Below are 16,004 nucleotides of genomic sequence, written 5' to 3'. Positions count from 1 at the left end.
TAAGGATTTCAGGAGGACATTTTTATGATTTTTATAAAATCTTCCGATGAACAGCAGGCCGTTATGGAGCACCATCCATATTTCGCCGTTTTTGGGGCGGAGGCAGTCATTGCGGTGGAAGCCTAGGACAGAATTTCTGAAGAATTTAGGCTCCAGCAGATCGGTTCGTATCCAGACAAGAAAGGTGCAGTCCTCTGTCAGCGGATTTTTATCTACCGTCACGTTATGCGTCTTAACACTGTCAAATTCGGCCCAGCCGTTAACAATATTGGTGAATTCATAACACCTCAGGGTCATCTTTTCATTGGTTTTCAGACGTGTCATACGGTCGTATTCCAGATCAATGACATATTTGATATATTCCTTCTGACAGACGGGCAGTTGTTTGAAACGGCGGAGATATTCCTCGTAATCATAGGGAATGGTGGCAGGCCGCCCTGAAAATTCATCCAGTGAGCAGTTGAGGGCCGTGGCTATGGCAGACATGGTTTCAAATCCCGGATTGGCGGTGATGCCGCTTATGATTTTTGAAAGTGTTCCCACAGGGATATTACTGATAAGGGACAGCATCTCAATGGTATAACCCTGTGCCTTCATGATTTCTTTGATTTTTTTATTGTTCATGTTCCGTTCCTTCCAAATATGGAATAATATGGCAGCAAGCTGCGTTGACAAGTATATGCCGGTTTCTTATAATAGAAACATTCGTGTTTTACTGAGCCACTGAGAAATATTCTATTTGGGAGGAAATATACCATGAATCGTGAAAATTTTCAAGAACTGATGTCTGAGGGAAGGCTGCTGGAGATAGCTCTGCAATATCTGCTGGAGTCAGAAACCCAGGAGAAAAAGGAAAGGCATACAGAACATATAACCGGTTACATTCAGGAACGAATGGAAAAGGATGTGGGGGCATGTACAGGGGTCCTGCTGAACAGGCTGGGTATCACTCCGAATCTGAAAGGGCATACATATCTGAGGAAAGCCATCGAACTGGAGGTGGAAAGCAACAGCAGCATGGAGGGTATGATGAAATGTCTGTATCCCCAGGTAGCTGCTGACTGCAACGCGTCACCGGCCAGTGTGGAGCGGAATATCCGCCACGCCATAGAGGTGATGTGGGAGCGGGGCAACCAGGAGCTTTACCGGGAAATTACAAACCATTATGTGCAGAAACGTCCCAGCAACGGACAGTTTATCACTTCCATTGCCGCATATTTCCGGGACGGACGGATATTTATACACTGAAAGACAAAAACTTAGGATAAATTTAATAAATTCTCAACGATTTCCTGGTATGATAGCGAAAGGAGGAGGATTAGAAATGGCAGAAAAGATACTGGTAGTGGATGACGAGAAAGAGATTGCTGATCTGGTAGCGCTTTATCTGGAAAATGAGAATTATCAGGTCTATAAATATTATACAGCAGAGGAGGCAGTGGCCTGTATTGAAAGGGAAAAGATAGACCTGGCCCTGCTGGATATTATGCTTCCCGGTATGAGCGGTCTGGAAATATGCAGAAAGATCAGGGAAACATACACATTTCCTGTGATCATGCTGACCGCAAAGGGGGAGGAACTGGATAAGATCACCGGCCTGAGCCTCGGAGCTGACGATTATATCACAAAGCCATTCCGGCCTCTGGAGCTGGTGGCAAGAGTGAAGGCCCAGCTCCGCAGGTATAAGAGGTACAACTCCGGTTATGAAGCGGATGCAGATATTCTGGAGCATTCCGGCCTTGTGCTGAATATCAGGACACATGAATGCACACTGGATGAAAAACCTCTTTCCCTGACACCTACAGAATTTTCGATCCTGCAGATTCTGTGCAGGAAGAAGGGAAAAGTGGTGAGCGCGGAGGAATTGTTCCATGAGATCTGGGGTGATGAGTATTTCAGCAAGAGCAATAATACCATAACGGTGCATATCCGCCACCTGAGGGAGAAGATGAATGACTCTTTTGAGAGTCCGAGATATATCAAGACAGTCTGGGGGTATGGATATAAAATTGAAGGATAAGATTTTGTTTCTTTTAAAAATCATCATTGGCGCCTGTGTGATATTTATGATATGTTTCGGTATTTTTTATGTTGTGGATATTTACGGGAACGGCCTGGTGCTGGACTGGATCGCTGACAAATTTGTATCCACTTCCGTGCAGACCAATACAACGACAGGAGCGGAGTTTTACAAACAGGAGATTTCCTGGTTCGCGGTGAAAGATTTTCTGCTGAAGTGTTTTTGTATCGTTTCGCTATTTATTTCAGCAGTTATCTATTTTACCATTCATTTCTATACAAAGCGTAAAGTGGCAGACACAGAAAAAGAAGCGGGAAAGCTGATCCGCAGGTATATGGATACTGAAAATACCCGGGCGGAAGATGTGTTTGCACAGCAGTACGCAGAGATCGGAACGGAGATGGAGCGTGTAAAGTCGGTCATGCGGCATCACGAACAGGTATTGAAAGAGGAAAACAGGCGCAAGAGCGATCTGCTGACATATCTGGCCCATGACCTGAAGACTCCGCTTACCTCTGTGATGGGGTATCTGAGCCTGCTTAACGAGGCGCCGGATATGCCGGAGGCACAGAAGGAAAAGTATGTGGGGATTGCTTTTGACAAGGCCTGCCGTCTGGAAAGCCTTTTAAATGAGTTTTTTGAGATCACCCGCTACAACCTACAGGAGATACCCCTGGAAAAAGAGACCATTGACCTGTATTATATGCTGGTGCAGATGATGGATGAATTTTATCCGATTCTCACTGCCCACGGAAATACAGCAGAGCTGCGCGCAGATGAGGAACTGAAACTGTACGGAGATTCGGAAAAGCTGGCAAGGGTCTTTAACAATATCCTGAAAAATGCGGTGGCGTACAGCTATCCGGACACAGTGATCCGGATCACTGCCCGGGAGGCAGGGGAAAATATGGAAATCTCTTTTGCAAATAGGGGAAAAACCATACCAAAGCAGAAGCTGGAATCCATCTTTGAGAAATTCTTCCGTCTGGATGAGGCCCGGGGCAGCAACACAGGAGGCGCAGGGCTGGGACTGGCGATCGCAAAGGAGATCGTGGAACAGCACGGAGGAACCCTGCGGGCAGAAAGCAAAGATGAACTGACGGTATTCTATGTGTCACTCCCTCTTCGCCAATCCTGAAAAATGGCAGCATCTTAGGATTTTCTTAGGAAAATATCAACTGAATATTAAAGTAAAGAACTCCCCGGACAGATATAATGTCATTAAGAACAGGGGAGTTCTTTATATATACGCAGAGAGGAAGTGCTGACCTAATGGAAAAGAGAGAGAAGACGGCCAAAAGGATGACAAAAAGACAGAGGAGGAGAAGGCAGAGAAGGAGGCGGATACTGGCGGCAGTGATGCTGTCCGTGGTTTTGTTAGGCTTTTCTGCATATTTTGTTTTGGGACAGGACAAAGGGGAGATGTCTTCATGGACAGAGCAGACTGATACAGAAAGCCTGAAAGGGATCAACAGCAGAAATGCCATTCTGGAGGAGCTTAAGACAGGGAAGATATTGGCGGATAAAGGGGCAGATGACAGAATCTATCCGGCATCCCTGACCAAGATCATGACAGCGGTTCTGGCAATCGAAAATATTCCGGATCTTAAGGAGAGCATAACAGTCCCGGAGAGCATATTTCCCGGCCTCTACGCGGAAGGGGCGTCCATGGCCGGGTTTTGCCCGGGGGAAGAGGCTGTGGGGACAGATCTTCTCTACGGGGTGCTGCTTCCCTCAGGTGCGGAATGCTGCCTGGCTTTTGCCGACCGAATCGCCGGTTCGGAGGAGGATTTTGTGAAAATGATGAATGATAAGGCCGGAGAGCTGGGAATGGAGCATACGCATTTTACCAATTCCACAGGGCTTCAGGATGAGAACCATTATTCCACAGTGAGGGACATCTCTGTACTGCTTCGGTACGCTCTGGAATCGGATACCTTCCGCCGGGTATTTACCAGCAGCAGCCACAGCACCAATCCATCGGCATGCCATCCGGATGGATTTACCTTTGTCAGCACCATGTTTCGGGAGATGAACAGCGCGGCAGTGTCAGGCGGCGAGATCCTGGGAGGAAAGACAGGATACACCAAAGACGCGGGACTCTGCCTTGCCAGTCTCGCAGTCATAGACGGAAAAGAGTACATTCTTGTGACGGCTCATGCAAGGGGAGACCATGAGACGAAACAGTATCATGTGGAAGATGCGGTGAAGATATACAGTCAAATAGGGAAATGAAGTATGGTTCCCAAAGTGCAGAAAAAATCAGAGAGTGTAAATTCTCTGATTTTTTCTGCATTTCATAATTAAATAAATATGGAAAGTAAACTTGACATTGTGGGAAAGAGTGCTATAATTAATGCATGGAAAGCAAACTTTCCATATTGAGGTGATAACATGAAAAACCGGCTGGAAGAATTGAGAAAACAAAGGGGAATCAAACAGGAAGAACTGGCGGAGGCAGTGCAGGTATCCCGTCAGACAATAGGTTCTCTGGAAAATGGACGATATAATCCGTCTATCCTGCTGGCATTTAAGCTGGCAGGATATTTTGGAGTCACAATTGAAGATATTTTTATATATGAGGAGGATGCAGAATGACGAAAAAAGAAAGAAACAGACATTTTATTAACATTTCAATCGGATGTGTTCTTTTTATCCTCGGAATTACCGGAATATCGGATGAATATTATGCGTTAATGGCATGTGTCGGGGGAGCCACATTTTTTGCAAACGGAGTACTTCCTTTTTTTTCAAATTTTTATTATCGGTCGCCGAAGCGAAGAAAGAAGTATGAAGAACGGCTTCATAAAAGAAAGATTAACTACATTGACGAACGTAAAAAGTTTCTTCGTGACAAAGCAGCCCACGTGTCGTATATGTTCATGTGGATGATTTTACTTCTTCTGGCCTTCATACTCACTCTGTTGAAGGTGGAATGGTGGGTGGCGGCAATGCTGGCAGGGCTCAGTGTACTGCAGTATCTCATTGCCAGTGTGGCCTTTTTCTATCTGGAGCGAAAAATGTAAAGAAAGGCTTGAAATGTATATCCGGCTGTGATATGCTGTCACCAGTATATAAAGAGAGGTGCTACGATGAGAAAATAATCTATTTTTTAAAAACATGCGGAACTGGAAGAACGATACCATGGGTATCGGAGGTTTGTCATGTTATCAGAAGATAGATTATATTCATCCAATACAAGCTTAGCTGCAGTGACAGCAGGAGAGAGATCGATACTCTTACTGTCTGCATAAGGTTATGCTGCGCGCCTTTTTAAGATGTGGTCATATTCCGTAAATTGATTGAGCGTGTATGGAAAGCATGGATATAAAAAATCGTCTGGTAACAGGCGATTTTTTTATGGCGGCAGAATGGCAGAGAGCAGCATTCTGCGCCCACTGGGAGAGTGATCTATTATGGCAAAAATAAGCGCATCGGGATTGACTTTTTGTTACGACGGAAGTTATGACGACATATTTTATGAGGCATCCTTTATCATGGATACCAATTGGAAACTTGGCCTGATCGGACGAAACGGCAAGGGCAAGACCACACTGCTCAGGCTTTTGATGGGGCAGTATTCCTACAGGGGAAGTATCAGCAGTTCGGTTTTATTCGACTATTTTCCTTTTCAAATACAAAAGGAGGATATGGAGCGTGATACGATAGAAGTGATCGAACGCATACAGCCTGACTATGAGCTGTGGAGAATCTGCAGGGAACTGGAACTTCTGTATGTGGAGGCAGATATTCTCTACCGTCCGTATCAGACACTGAGCCACGGAGAGCGAACAAAGGTCATGCTGGCAGTGCTTTTTTCCAGGGAAAATTATTTTCTGCTCATTGATGAGCCGACGAATCACCTGGATATGGAGACCAGAGAGCTGTTGTGTGCGTACCTGAACAGGAAGAAGGGATTTATACTGGTATCCCATGACAGATGGCTGCTGGATTCCTGTATTGACCACGTGCTGGCCCTGGAACGGAATCAGATCGAGGTGGAAAAAGGAAACTTTACTTCCTGGTGGGAGAATAAGCAGAGAAGAGACCAATATGAGATATCAGAAAACGAAAAGCTGAAACAGGAGATCAAAAAGATGGAGGAATCCGCCAGAAAGGCTTCTGCCTGGGCAGAGAAGGCGGAAAACACCAAGATTGGTTTTAATCCTTTGAAGGAACATGACAGGTTCCTGGACACAAGAGCTTACATCGGGGAAAAAGCCAGGCGCATGCAGCAGAGAAGAAAGAACCTGGAGCGCAGGCAGCAGACTGCCATCAGAGAAAAGGAACAGCTTTTAAAAAATCTGGAGCAGCCCGCACAGCTCAGACTGACACCCCTTACCCATCACAAGGAGACCTATATCAGAATAAAGGATGCTTCTGTTTCTTACGGCAGCCATCAGGTGATCCGAAACTTCAGTATGGAGCTGAAACGTGGAGAACGCATTCTGCTGCAGGGAAAAAACGGCTGCGGAAAATCCAGTATTCTGAAAATGATCCTGCGCGACGCAGGCATGCGCCTTCCCGGGGAGAAGGATTTCTGTGTACAGGGACAGCATGAGCTGGCAGCGGGGCTGGAAATTTCTTATATCAACCAGGATACTTCCTTTTTAAGGGGCAGTCTGGATGCGTATATAGAGCGGGAATCCCTGGACGGCAGCCTTTTCAGGGCAATTCTGCGGAAGCTGGATTTTGAAAGGATACAGTTTGAAAAGCCCATGGAGGAGTATTCAGAAGGCCAGAAGAAGAAAGTCCTCATAGCCTCCAGCCTTCTGAAGCCGGCCCATCTCTACATTTGGGATGAACCTATGAACTACATTGACATATTTTCCAGAATGCAGATTGAGGAACTGATCCTGGAGTATGAACCAACCATGCTGTTGGTTGAGCATGACAGGGATTTTGGAAACCGCTGTGCCACGCAGGTGGTCACAATCTAGAGCCTGAGATTCAGCTCGGCAAACTTTTCTGTGAGTATTCCTGTGGACCAGTCGTACATCTGGGTGGTTTCATACTGCCTGTAGGTGTACTCCTGGGCAACCAGTACCATCAGATAGATATCATACCAGAGGGCCCGGAGCTGTTCCTCTGGTGTTAAGCATTCCTTACCGTACCCCTGAAGAAAATCCGGGTCCTGTCCGTAGGTGCGGAAGCCCACTTCCATAAGCGGGTCAGCCCAAAGACTGCGTTCCCAGTCAATGAGGCCGGAAATCCTGCCGTTTTTCACGAAGATGTTGCCGTCCCATAAGTCCCAGTGAACTAGGCAGGGTACCGTAACCTGTTCAAACAGGGACCTGCTGTTTTCAAGAAAGCTTCTGAGGGTTGGGACGGGGATTTTCAGATCCACAGACATGGCCTTGGCGTCGGAAAAGGCCATGTCCATCATGCGGCAGAAGACCGTGTACCAGTCTTTGCCCTGCATTTGGGGCTGGCCGATATAGCCGAAGGACTCCCCTGTGATGCTGTTTATTTTGCGGTTGAGCATTCCGGTATCCCTGCGAATCTGTTTTTTGACGGATTCCGGTACGGAATCTGCCAGGGAGAAGAGACTGTTTCCTTCCAGCTTTTCCATGAAAAAGTAGGGGGAGCTGCACAGGGTGAGACTGTCATCAAAAAAGAAGATTTTTGCCACAGGCACATCTGTTTTCTCGGCGGCAAGTCTCATGGCAGCCACTTCACTGTACATGATATTCTTTTCGTAGGACATGATACAGGCATCCCTTGGGGGCGCTATTTTTAAAACGGATTCCCGTCCGCTGTCAAAACGCAGAAGATAAGCCACATTAAAATATCCTTCCGTAAGTTCCAGAATCTCTGTACAGGTTTCACCGGGAAAGGCTTTTTGTGCCATTTGATTCAGCGTTTCAGCGGACTGTGTGTGTTTTGTCATACTTTTCATATTGATACCTCACATTTGTTTTTTTGGTATATCCGGACGGCCCAGGCAGCAGTCACAAGATCACCTGCCGCGCATGCAGCCCAGAGAACGGTTATATTTCCTAAAAAGCCGGCAGCAAGCAGGATGGGAAGCTGGATCAGGCAAATACTTCCGATGGAAAGAAGGAAGGCCGTCCTTGCATTTCCGGTTGACTGGAAATAAGCTGCGGCTGTCTGGACAAAGCCTTTCACACAAAAGGAAAGGCTCATGATCCGCAGAGCCTGCATGCCAATCCTGCGGATTTCTTCCTGGTCTGTGAAGAAGCGGAAGATAAGGCCTGCTCCGGCCAGGGAAAGCAGGGTGATGGCAAGGCCATAGAAAAAGTCAGCCTTCAGGGCACACCGGACCGTATCCCGGACTCTTTTGTAGTTTCTGTCCCCGTAATTGTAGCCGATAATGGGCTGGATGCCCTGCATGATACCGGTAAACGGTGTGAAGAGGACAGAAGTGATGCGGCTTAAGATAGAGTAAGCGCCAAGGGCCATGGCACCGCCTGCTGCAACCAGCATATGGTTGAATACCGCAATGATAAAGCTGTTGCCCAGGTTATTCAGAAAGGAGGGCAGGCCCACAGAGACGATTTCCCCTGCCAAAGCTCTGTGAAAGCGGATATGGCGCAGGGAAATCCTGCAGGGTGTCTTCTTCCGTATAAAGAAATAATACAGGCTGGTAAGCATGGAAACAGCCTGGGAGGCCAGAGTTGCCAGGGCAGCTCCGGATATTCCCATATGAAAGACATAGATGAAAAGCGGGTCCAGCACCATATTCAGCAAAACAGGGAGAGACCACTGCAGGGTGGAATAGGAGATGTCTCCGTTGGCCCGCATTACGCCGGAAAATCCGGTGCTTATAATGGTTCCTGCCAGCAGAATCCTGCCGTAGTCACGTATGTAGGGCAGAATCTGCCCGGAGGCGCCCAGAAGTCTGACCAGAGGCTCGAACAGGCCAAGGCCCGCAAGCGTGACCAGCCCGGCGCAGATGAGCCAGAGAAAGAACATGCAGCCAACAGCGTCGGCAGCCTTCTCCTTTTCCTTTGCACCAAGCTTTCTGGACAGCACAGAGCCGGTTCCTGAGCCGACTGTGGTGGTGATGCCCCCGATCAGGACGGTCACAGGGGAGAAGACGCCGACGGCTGCGCTTGCATACCCGCCCACACCCCGGGACACATAGAAGGCATCGGTCAGGCCGTACATGCTGTATAAGATCAGGGAAAATGTGGTCTGGGAGCACATAGTGAGCAGCAGGCTTTTCAGCGGCTGCTGTCCCAAACGGTTTTCTGTCAATCATATCACCGCCTTAATAGGATTTTTTGTAACTGTTCAGCCAGGTCTGCGCATTTACTGCGCTGACCGTGTATAAGACCGGTTACGTTTTCTTTATGGTATCAGTATACAGAAAAATATTTAAAATAGCTATAGCCTGTACAACCAATCTGCAAAAAAGGAGGTATTCATGAATACGATCAAGATAACAGGCGCCTGGGAGGGCTGCCTGAAAAACATTTCCTTGGAAATACCGAAGAATAAACTGGTGGTTTTCACCGGATTGTCAGGATCCGGAAAATCCACGCTGCTGATCGATGTCCTGTACAATGAATGTCAGAGACAGTATCTGGAAGCCATGGCCTTTCAGGGAATAAACAAACCGAAAGTGGAGCGCATACAGGGCGCGTCCCCCGCCATTGTGATACAGCAGACAGCCTCAAACCGCAATCCGCGCTCCACAGTGGGAACCATGACAGATGTCTATACTGACCTGCGGATGATCTATGAGAAGCTGGGGGTCAGGACTTGTCCCCACTGCGGCAGCGTGATCTCCTCCTCTTCATGTAAGGAGGAGACTGAGAAAAAAGGAAATGATTTTTATGTTTATATGTACTGCAGTACGTGCGGCAGAAGGATGGATAAGATCACACGCACTTATTTTTCTTTTAACACCAGGGAGGGCGCATGCCTGGCCTGCGAAGGCCTGGGGAAGATACATTCCATAAAAAAGGAACGGGTGACAGACGAGTCCCTGTCCCTGGAGGACGGAGCGGTACGTTTTTTTGAAAAACAATATGGAAAATACCAGTGCTCTGTACTGAAAAAGGCCTTTGCCCACTATGGGCTTGACCAGGACTTAAGTGTACCTGCAGAGCGGTTTAGCCGGGAACAGAAAGCAGTTTTGTACGAGGGAGCTGACAGCAGCGCGGTAAAAGCGCTTTTTCCGGACCGTGAACCGCCGAAAAGTGTCACGCAGGGCAGGTTTGAGGGGATTTACCCTATTTTGTGGAGACGTCTGGCAGAAAAAAACGGGGATACAAAGCAGCTCGGGGAATATTTTGACGTGGTGGAGTGTCCACGGTGTAAAGGAGAAAGGCTTGGAGAGATCAGCCGGAAGGTGACTGTGCGGGGCATCCGTCTGCCGGAGCTTTCCCTCTTTTCCCTGGAAAAATTATACGGATGGGTGCAGGAGCTGCGGAGTTTACTGACAGAGCATGAAAAAGAATTCGTAGATGCCTATCTGCTCGATATAGAGACAAAGCTTGGACGTTTTATGAAGGTGGGGCTTGGATACCTGTCCTTAGACAGGCAGATCCTTACACTGTCCGGAGGGGAGATGCAGCGTCTCCGGCTGGCTGCAGCGCTGGATTCGGAGCTGTCCGGTATTCTATACATTCTGGATGAACCCACTGCAGGACTGCATCCGAGAGATACAGAAGGGCTGCTGGCAATCCTGAAAAGGCTCCGTGATATGGGAAATACGGTGCTTGTCATAGAACATGATGTGGATGTTATGGCAGGCGCGGACTATGTGATGGATATGGGTCCGGGTTCAGGGAAATACGGCGGGGAGGTGATCGCCGCAGGTACTATCGCTGAGATCATGCAGCAGAGCGCCTCTGTGACCGGAACCTATCTGCAGAACCCCCAGCCCGGGAAGATGAGATTCAGGGCGCCTGACGGAGCTGTCCGGATTGAGAATGCGGATATTTTTAATCTGAAACATGTGTCTGTGGATATTCCCACAGGGTGCCTGGTCTCCGTCACCGGCCCTTCAGGTTCGGGAAAATCCACGCTTATCTTTCAGGTGCTTGCAAAGGGGAGAACCGATGCGCAGCAGAACCGTGTCACAGGGCTTGAGCAGTTTGACAGGATTGTGGAGACGGACCAGTCGGCACTTGCCAGAATGAAACGGTCCAATGTGGCAACATTTTCAGAGGTTTATACAGAGATCAGGAATGTTTTCGCCGGCACGGAGGGTGCAAAAAAGGCCGGTTTCTCAGCAAAACATTTTTCCTTTAACACACCTGGAGGCAGATGTGAAAACTGCGAAGGGATGGGATATGTGGAGAATAACATGCTGTTTTTTGCTAACACGGAAGTGGTCTGCCCGGTGTGTAACGGCAACCGGTTTGACAAAGGTGTGCTGGCTGTGACTTACCGGGGATACTCCATTAAGGAGATTCTGGATATGTCCGTAGATGAGGCGCGCCATGTCTTTGCAGACCATAAAAAAATCTTAAGGATATTGGCGCTGCTGCAGGATGTGGGGCTTGGTTATCTGCAGCTTGGGCAGTCGCTGACCACCTTGTCCGGCGGCGAAGGGCAGCGGCTGAAGCTGGCTAAGGAGCTGATCGAAAACCGTGGGAATAACCGGTGTCTGTATTTAATGGATGAGCCTACTACTGGGCTTCATCCGAGAGATATCGAACATTTTCTGGTACTTTTAGAACGGCTGACAGATGCCGGGAATACTGTCGTTGTGGTGGAGCATAACCAGCAGCTCATCAGAAACAGTGACTGGGTGATCGACCTTGGGCCGGAAGGCGGGGAAAAGGGCGGATTCGTGATTTTTGAGGGAACGCCGGAGGCCATGAAAGCCTGTGCTGCCAGTGTTACGGCAAAATATCTCTGAATTAAAAAAATCCCCTGAAAGCCGGTAGAATACAGCCGGTTTTCGGGGGATATGGTATGTCAGAATTCTGCTTTTTTAAAGATGCCGAAGCTTATCCGGTACATGGCTGCCGTCCACAGAAGGAGGATAAGAGGAGAAATGCAGGTGAGCAGAAGGACAACGCTGTCTGTAAGCTCAATACCAAAACTTCTCAGAAGATAATACAGTCCCAGGCAGAGCAGTACGGGAAGCAGAAAGGCGGCGAGCATAAGTGTGCGGGCTTTTTCCGCTCCGAATTTAAAAAGCAGGGGAATGACAAGACTGCCGAGAAAGAAGGAAATCGCCACGCCCGCAAGGCAGACTGCCAGCAGTTCCTGCCATTCAGATGCGGAGGTGATATGAAATCTGCCGATTATGGCGCTGCCTGCGATTCCCAGGACACCGCCGAATACCGTGCCAAACAGACAGAAGCAAAGAAGGATCACAAATTTGCTGAGGACCAGGTCTTTTCTTGAGATTGGCATGATCATGGCGTATTTTTCCCATTTGGCGTTCTCATCGAAGCTGAATGTGGTGACAACCATCATGGCGCAGAGGATGCAGCATGTGATGACATAGGCCGCGGCGCCGCCCTGCGGGATCGTGATGAACAGAAAGATAAAGAGCATCAGGACCAGGGCTTTCATATTATGCATGATATTGTATATATCTTTTAAGATCAGACTCTTCATGACAGGACATCCCCCTTTACATACAACAGAAGTATATCGTCAATAGTTGCGTTGTCTATGACAAAATCTTTATATCTGCGCGCAGCTTTCTCTCTGTCGGCAACCAGTACATCCCACTGGTAATCCTTCTTTCTGCAGGCTAAAATGTCTTCTTTATCCAGCTTTTCAAACTGGGAGGAGCTGCAGCGGATGATACCGTAACGGTAGATCAGTTCGTCCTTTTCTTTGTCGAAAATAATTTTCCCGTTGTGTAAAAATGCAATATAGTCAGCCACCTTTTCCAGGTCCGTGGTAATATGGGAGGACATGAGAATGGAATGGTTCTCATCCTGGACAAAATCCAGGAACACATCCAGGATATCATCCCGCATCACCGGGTCAAGACCGCTTGTGGCCTCATCCAGAATGAGGAGTTTTGGGTCATGGGAGAGGGCGGCTGCGATGCTGAGCTTCATTTTCATTCCTTTTGAAAAGGTTTTGATCTCCTTATCTGCAGGGAGGGCAAACTGTTTCAGGTAGTCATGGTAGGTTTGGGTATTCCATTTTTTATAGGCGGCTGCGGAAATTTTTTCAATCTTGGCCGGTGTGAGGGATTCGTGGAAATGGATTCCGTCAAATACAACCCCGATATCTTCTTTCATGTCTTTTCTGTCTTCCGTCAGCTCTTCTCCGAAGAGGCGGACGGTTCCGTCATCCTTTCGGATCAGATCCAGGATCCCTTTCAGAGTGGTGCTTTTTCCCGCGCCGTTTTCTCCGATCAGCCCCACAATGGTTCCCCTTGGAACCGAGAATGATATATGGTCCAGCGTAAAATCAGGATACTGTTTTGTCAGATTCTCCACTTGTAAAATTGGCTCCATAGTTATTCCTCCTCCTCATAAAAAATAGATAAAAGTTCGGTCAGTTTGTCAAGCGGGATCCCGCTTGTGCGTCCGATATCCGCGGCAGCCTTCAGGTGTTCCTCTGCCTGGCGCTGCTGTTCTTCCTGATAAAAATCTTTGTTTCTGGCGGACACAAAGCTTCCTCTGCCTACCGTTGTCTCAATAAAACCGTCTCTTTGAAGATCTTCATAGGCTTTCTGAACCGTAATGACACTCACATGCAGAGATTTCGCCAGTGCCCGCATGGAGGGGATCGGCTCGCCGGTCTCTAATTCCCCGCTCATGATCAGAGCTTTTATCTGGGAAGTAATCTGTTCATAGATGGGCTTGCTTGTATTGCTGCTGATAATGATCTCCATGTATCAGGTCCTTTCTGTTTTATAGTGTACTTGTTGTATAAGTACATTATAGACACACGATGACATACTGTCAAGCATTTTCTGAATCGGGCGCAATACAGGATAGAAGCGCTTTCTGGGGTGCAGGCAGAAACTTGTCCCTGTGCCATACAGCAAACAATTCATTTTCCAGAGAAAGCCCATCTACGTGAAGAGGAATCAGGGTACCTTTTTCCAATTCATCCCTTACCAGAAGATTGGGAAGGACCGTGATGCCAAGCCCGGCTTTAGCCGCTTCTATGAGAGCAGGGGAATTGACGCTTACCCACAGAGGGTGTACGGAATGGCCCAGGAGCAGGAGCGTGCTGTCCAGCACATCGCGGATGGCACTTCCCTTTTCCCGCAGAAGCAGATTTTCTGAACAGAAGGTTTCCATATCCATGGAGGTATGTATACAGGGATATTGGGGAGCGCAGAGGATCTGAAGCGGGTATCTGTCAAAAGAAACGTGGGAAAATGGCCCCTGGGGAACAAAGCCTTCCAAAAGAGCCAGGTCCGCCTTTCCGCTTCGCAGAGTCTCCAGTGCGTTGGCAGCGCTCACCACCTCCACCTGTACCGTCACATCGGGCCACTGCTTCCGGAAGGAGGCAAGGATGGACGGAAGCCAGTGGATCGCAATGGTGATGCTGGATACCACATGGATGGGAGCCTGTTTTTCCAGGCTTTTTATGCGGCTGTCCAGGGACTCACAGGCAGCCAGTACGGGAAGGATTTCTTCCAGAAGCAGTTCTCCGCTTCTGGTGAGCTGGACACGTTTGGAGAGCCGGTCAAAAAGCGCGGTCTGGGCGTATTCCTCCAGCTCCCGGATGGCGTGGGAGACGGCGGACTGGGTGATGTATAGTTTCTGTGCGGCTTTTGTGAAATTCTTTGTTTCGCATACAGTCTTGAAGATGTAGAGATGGCGCAGTGTCATCATAAAGTGTTCCTCCCTGTTTTATCATGAATAAAATTAATGATTATGACAATATTATATCGTTTTACAGATTGCTGTACAAGGGTTATACTGTCTTCTTAGGGAGGATTTCAGTATGAGAGAGAAAATAAAACTATGGCTGTGGCTGGCCTGTATCAATCTGTTTATCAGCGCCTTTACCTTTGGAGGCGGATATGTGGTCGTGCCCATGATAAGAAAATATTTTGTTGAGAAAAAGCATCTGTTTGATGAGGAGGAGCTGATCCGCATGGCTGCCATTGCCCAGTCCACCCCGGGGGCGATCGCAGTCAATATGGCTTCTCTGGCGGGATACCGGGCGGCAGGGATGGCAGGGCTTGTCATCAGCGGTATCTGCTCTGTTATTCCGCCTCTGGTCATTTTATCGGTCGTCTCAAAATGGTATGCGGCGGTGGCAGCCAATACCGTCATAGCTGCTGTACTGAAAGGAATGCAGGCAGGTGTTGCCGCTCTTATTGTGGATTTTGTGGTGGATATGACACGGGCGGTGCTGAAGGAGCGTTCGCCGCTTTTGAGTACCATGACCGCTGTGGTATTTGCCATAAGCTTTCTGACAGATACCAATATTGCGGTGATCCTGCTGGTGTGCTGCGGCCTTTGTGCCGGGCGTGTATGGTTCCGGAAGAGGGGTGAGATATATGGGTAGACTTCTGCAGCTTGCAGTGACATTTTTCCAGATCGGGCTTTTCAGTATCGGAGGCGGCTATGCCATCATTCCGCTCATACAGGAACAGGTGGTGGAGCGGTTCGCATGGGTTTCCCAGAAGACATTTACTGATATCATCACCATATCCCAGATGACGCCGGGACCCCTGGCTGTAAATACATCCACATTTATCGGCATACAGATAGCCGGTATACCGGGAGCGGTTCTGGCGACCTTTGGGTGTGTGATCTCCGGCATCAGTATTTCCGCCTTTTTGTACCGGCTGTTTCAGCGCTATCATAAATCAGAGTATATTATGGAGATATTAAACGGACTGAAGGCGGCTTCTCTGGGACTGATCATCTCTGCCGCCCTGACCATCCTTCTTCTGTCCTTTACCGGTACATCAGTTATATCAGAAATAAAAACAGCGGACTGGACAGCAGCGGTAATCTTTCTGTGTTCCTTTTTCGTGCTGCGCAAATGGAAGGCAAACCCCGTGGCAGTCATGATCGGAACGGGAATCGTGGGAGGCGTAATCTATACACTTTTCTAATGC

At 48.3% G+C, this 16,004-nt stretch carries 17 protein-coding genes; 10 read left to right on the top strand and 7 right to left on the bottom strand.

Annotated features, from left to right (window positions below):
* A partial coding sequence (locus V8Q34_RS04335) for an XRE family transcriptional regulator (RefSeq protein WP_335834896.1) occupies positions 1-624 on the bottom strand: 624 nt, incomplete at its 3' end.
* 132 nt (positions 625-756) lie between these two features.
* On the opposite strand from V8Q34_RS04335, the gene V8Q34_RS04330 reads away from it, so the two are divergent.
* The 7 genes from V8Q34_RS04330 (at position 757) to abc-f (ending at position 6,960) form a co-directional block, all read left to right on the top strand.
* Positions 757-1,248, top strand: a complete 492-nt coding sequence (locus V8Q34_RS04330) for a sporulation initiation factor Spo0A C-terminal domain-containing protein (RefSeq protein ID WP_103732030.1) — start codon at positions 757-759, stop codon at positions 1,246-1,248.
* 76 nt (positions 1,249-1,324) lie between these two features.
* Positions 1,325-2,020, top strand: a complete 696-nt coding sequence (gene vanR / locus V8Q34_RS04325; RefSeq protein WP_033139589.1) for a VanR-ABDEGLN family response regulator transcription factor — start codon at positions 1,325-1,327, stop codon at positions 2,018-2,020.
* Positions 1,998-3,158 (top strand): sensor histidine kinase, encoded by a 1,161-nt coding sequence (locus V8Q34_RS04320; protein WP_335834895.1) that lies wholly within the window; start codon positions 1,998-2,000, stop codon positions 3,156-3,158. The genes vanR and V8Q34_RS04320 overlap by 23 nt, the downstream gene beginning before the upstream one ends.
* 134 nt (positions 3,159-3,292) lie before the next feature.
* Positions 3,293-4,255 carry a D-alanyl-D-alanine carboxypeptidase family protein gene (locus tag V8Q34_RS04315; protein WP_225305316.1) on the top strand — a complete coding sequence of 321 codons (963 nt, stop codon included), beginning with the start codon at positions 3,293-3,295 and terminating at the stop codon, positions 4,253-4,255.
* 159 nt (positions 4,256-4,414) lie between these two features.
* The gene (locus tag V8Q34_RS04310) at positions 4,415-4,618 is read left to right on the top strand and encodes a helix-turn-helix transcriptional regulator (protein WP_033139591.1); all 204 of its coding nucleotides are present in this window, start codon (positions 4,415-4,417) and stop codon (positions 4,616-4,618) included.
* On the top strand, positions 4,615-5,046 hold the full coding sequence (locus tag V8Q34_RS04305) for a hypothetical protein (protein WP_033139592.1): 432 nt from the start codon (positions 4,615-4,617) through the stop codon (positions 5,044-5,046). The genes V8Q34_RS04310 and V8Q34_RS04305 overlap by 4 nt, the downstream gene beginning before the upstream one ends.
* Positions 5,047-5,436: 390 nt before the next feature.
* The gene (gene abc-f, locus V8Q34_RS04300; protein WP_335834894.1) at positions 5,437-6,960 is read left to right on the top strand and encodes a ribosomal protection-like ABC-F family protein; all 1,524 of its coding nucleotides are present in this window, start codon (positions 5,437-5,439) and stop codon (positions 6,958-6,960) included.
* Here the strand turns inward: abc-f and V8Q34_RS04295 are convergent.
* Positions 6,957-7,919 (bottom strand): phosphotransferase family protein, encoded by a 963-nt coding sequence (locus V8Q34_RS04295; RefSeq protein WP_335834893.1) that lies wholly within the window; start codon positions 7,917-7,919, stop codon positions 6,957-6,959. The genes abc-f and V8Q34_RS04295 overlap by 4 nt on opposite strands.
* Positions 7,916-9,241: an MATE family efflux transporter gene (locus V8Q34_RS04290; RefSeq protein ID WP_335834892.1), complete on the bottom strand. Its 1,326-nt coding sequence runs from the start codon at positions 9,239-9,241 to the stop codon at positions 7,916-7,918. The genes V8Q34_RS04295 and V8Q34_RS04290 overlap by 4 nt, the downstream gene beginning before the upstream one ends.
* Positions 9,242-9,410: 169 nt before the next feature.
* On the opposite strand from V8Q34_RS04290, the gene V8Q34_RS04285 reads away from it, so the two are divergent.
* Entirely contained in the window at positions 9,411-11,858 is a 2,448-nt protein-coding gene (locus tag V8Q34_RS04285; protein ID WP_335834891.1) for an excinuclease ABC subunit UvrA, read from the top strand.
* Between the two features lie 59 nt (positions 11,859-11,917).
* On the opposite strand, the gene V8Q34_RS04280 is transcribed toward V8Q34_RS04285, so the two are convergent.
* From V8Q34_RS04280 to V8Q34_RS04265, 4 genes are all read right to left on the bottom strand, one after another.
* Positions 11,918-12,568, bottom strand: a complete 651-nt coding sequence (locus V8Q34_RS04280; RefSeq protein WP_227244819.1) for an ABC-2 transporter permease — start codon at positions 12,566-12,568, stop codon at positions 11,918-11,920.
* Positions 12,565-13,428, bottom strand: coding sequence for an ABC transporter ATP-binding protein (locus V8Q34_RS04275; RefSeq protein WP_033139598.1), 864 nt, complete (start codon positions 13,426-13,428; stop codon positions 12,565-12,567). The genes V8Q34_RS04280 and V8Q34_RS04275 overlap by 4 nt, the downstream gene beginning before the upstream one ends.
* 2 nt (positions 13,429-13,430) lie before the next feature.
* A complete protein-coding gene (locus tag V8Q34_RS04270; RefSeq protein ID WP_033139599.1) occupies positions 13,431-13,808 on the bottom strand; it encodes a GntR family transcriptional regulator in 378 nt (125 codons plus the stop codon).
* A 70-nt stretch (positions 13,809-13,878) separates the two neighbouring features.
* Positions 13,879-14,763: a LysR family transcriptional regulator gene (locus V8Q34_RS04265; protein WP_227210523.1), complete on the bottom strand. Its 885-nt coding sequence runs from the start codon at positions 14,761-14,763 to the stop codon at positions 13,879-13,881.
* Positions 14,764-14,875: 112 nt separating this feature from the next.
* Between V8Q34_RS04265 and V8Q34_RS04260 the strand changes: the two genes are divergently transcribed.
* Together V8Q34_RS04260 and V8Q34_RS04255 are read left to right on the top strand one after the other, a co-directional pair.
* Positions 14,876-15,445 (top strand): chromate transporter, encoded by a 570-nt coding sequence (locus V8Q34_RS04260; RefSeq protein ID WP_148393880.1) that lies wholly within the window; start codon positions 14,876-14,878, stop codon positions 15,443-15,445.
* Entirely contained in the window at positions 15,438-16,001 is a 564-nt protein-coding gene (locus tag V8Q34_RS04255; protein WP_033139601.1) for a chromate transporter, read from the top strand. Before V8Q34_RS04260 ends, V8Q34_RS04255 begins: the two co-directional genes overlap by 8 nt.
* Positions 16,002-16,004: the final 3 nt, after the last annotated feature.

This window comes from Blautia sp. JLR.GB0024, assembly GCF_037000545.1.
Taxonomy (GTDB): domain Bacteria; phylum Bacillota; class Clostridia; order Lachnospirales; family Lachnospiraceae; genus Blautia; species Blautia celeris.
The sequence above is the reverse complement of the archived record's forward strand: the minus strand, read 5'-3'. Positions and strand labels throughout refer to the sequence as shown.

Coding starts and splice junctions, on each gene's coding strand:
- V8Q34_RS04330 (WP_103732030.1), top strand. CDS start 757: ATGAATCGTGAAAATTTTCAAGAACTGATGTCTGAGGGAAGGCTGCTG.
- vanR (WP_033139589.1), top strand. CDS start 1,325: ATGGCAGAAAAGATACTGGTAGTGGATGACGAGAAAGAGATTGCTGAT.
- V8Q34_RS04320 (WP_335834895.1), top strand. CDS start 1,998: ATGGATATAAAATTGAAGGATAAGATTTTGTTTCTTTTAAAAATCATC.
- V8Q34_RS04315 (WP_225305316.1), top strand. CDS start 3,293: ATGGAAAAGAGAGAGAAGACGGCCAAAAGGATGACAAAAAGACAGAGG.
- V8Q34_RS04310 (WP_033139591.1), top strand. CDS start 4,415: ATGAAAAACCGGCTGGAAGAATTGAGAAAACAAAGGGGAATCAAACAG.
- V8Q34_RS04305 (WP_033139592.1), top strand. CDS start 4,615: ATGACGAAAAAAGAAAGAAACAGACATTTTATTAACATTTCAATCGGA.
- abc-f (WP_335834894.1), top strand. CDS start 5,437: ATGGCAAAAATAAGCGCATCGGGATTGACTTTTTGTTACGACGGAAGT.
- V8Q34_RS04295 (WP_335834893.1), bottom strand. CDS start 7,919: ATGAAAAGTATGACAAAACACACACAGTCCGCTGAAACGCTGAATCAA.
- V8Q34_RS04285 (WP_335834891.1), top strand. CDS start 9,411: ATGAATACGATCAAGATAACAGGCGCCTGGGAGGGCTGCCTGAAAAAC.
- V8Q34_RS04280 (WP_227244819.1), bottom strand. CDS start 12,568: ATGAAGAGTCTGATCTTAAAAGATATATACAATATCATGCATAATATG.
- V8Q34_RS04275 (WP_033139598.1), bottom strand. CDS start 13,428: ATGGAGCCAATTTTACAAGTGGAGAATCTGACAAAACAGTATCCTGAT.
- V8Q34_RS04270 (WP_033139599.1), bottom strand. CDS start 13,808: ATGGAGATCATTATCAGCAGCAATACAAGCAAGCCCATCTATGAACAG.
- V8Q34_RS04265 (WP_227210523.1), bottom strand. CDS start 14,763: ATGATGACACTGCGCCATCTCTACATCTTCAAGACTGTATGCGAAACA.
- V8Q34_RS04260 (WP_148393880.1), top strand. CDS start 14,876: ATGAGAGAGAAAATAAAACTATGGCTGTGGCTGGCCTGTATCAATCTG.
- V8Q34_RS04255 (WP_033139601.1), top strand. CDS start 15,438: ATGGGTAGACTTCTGCAGCTTGCAGTGACATTTTTCCAGATCGGGCTT.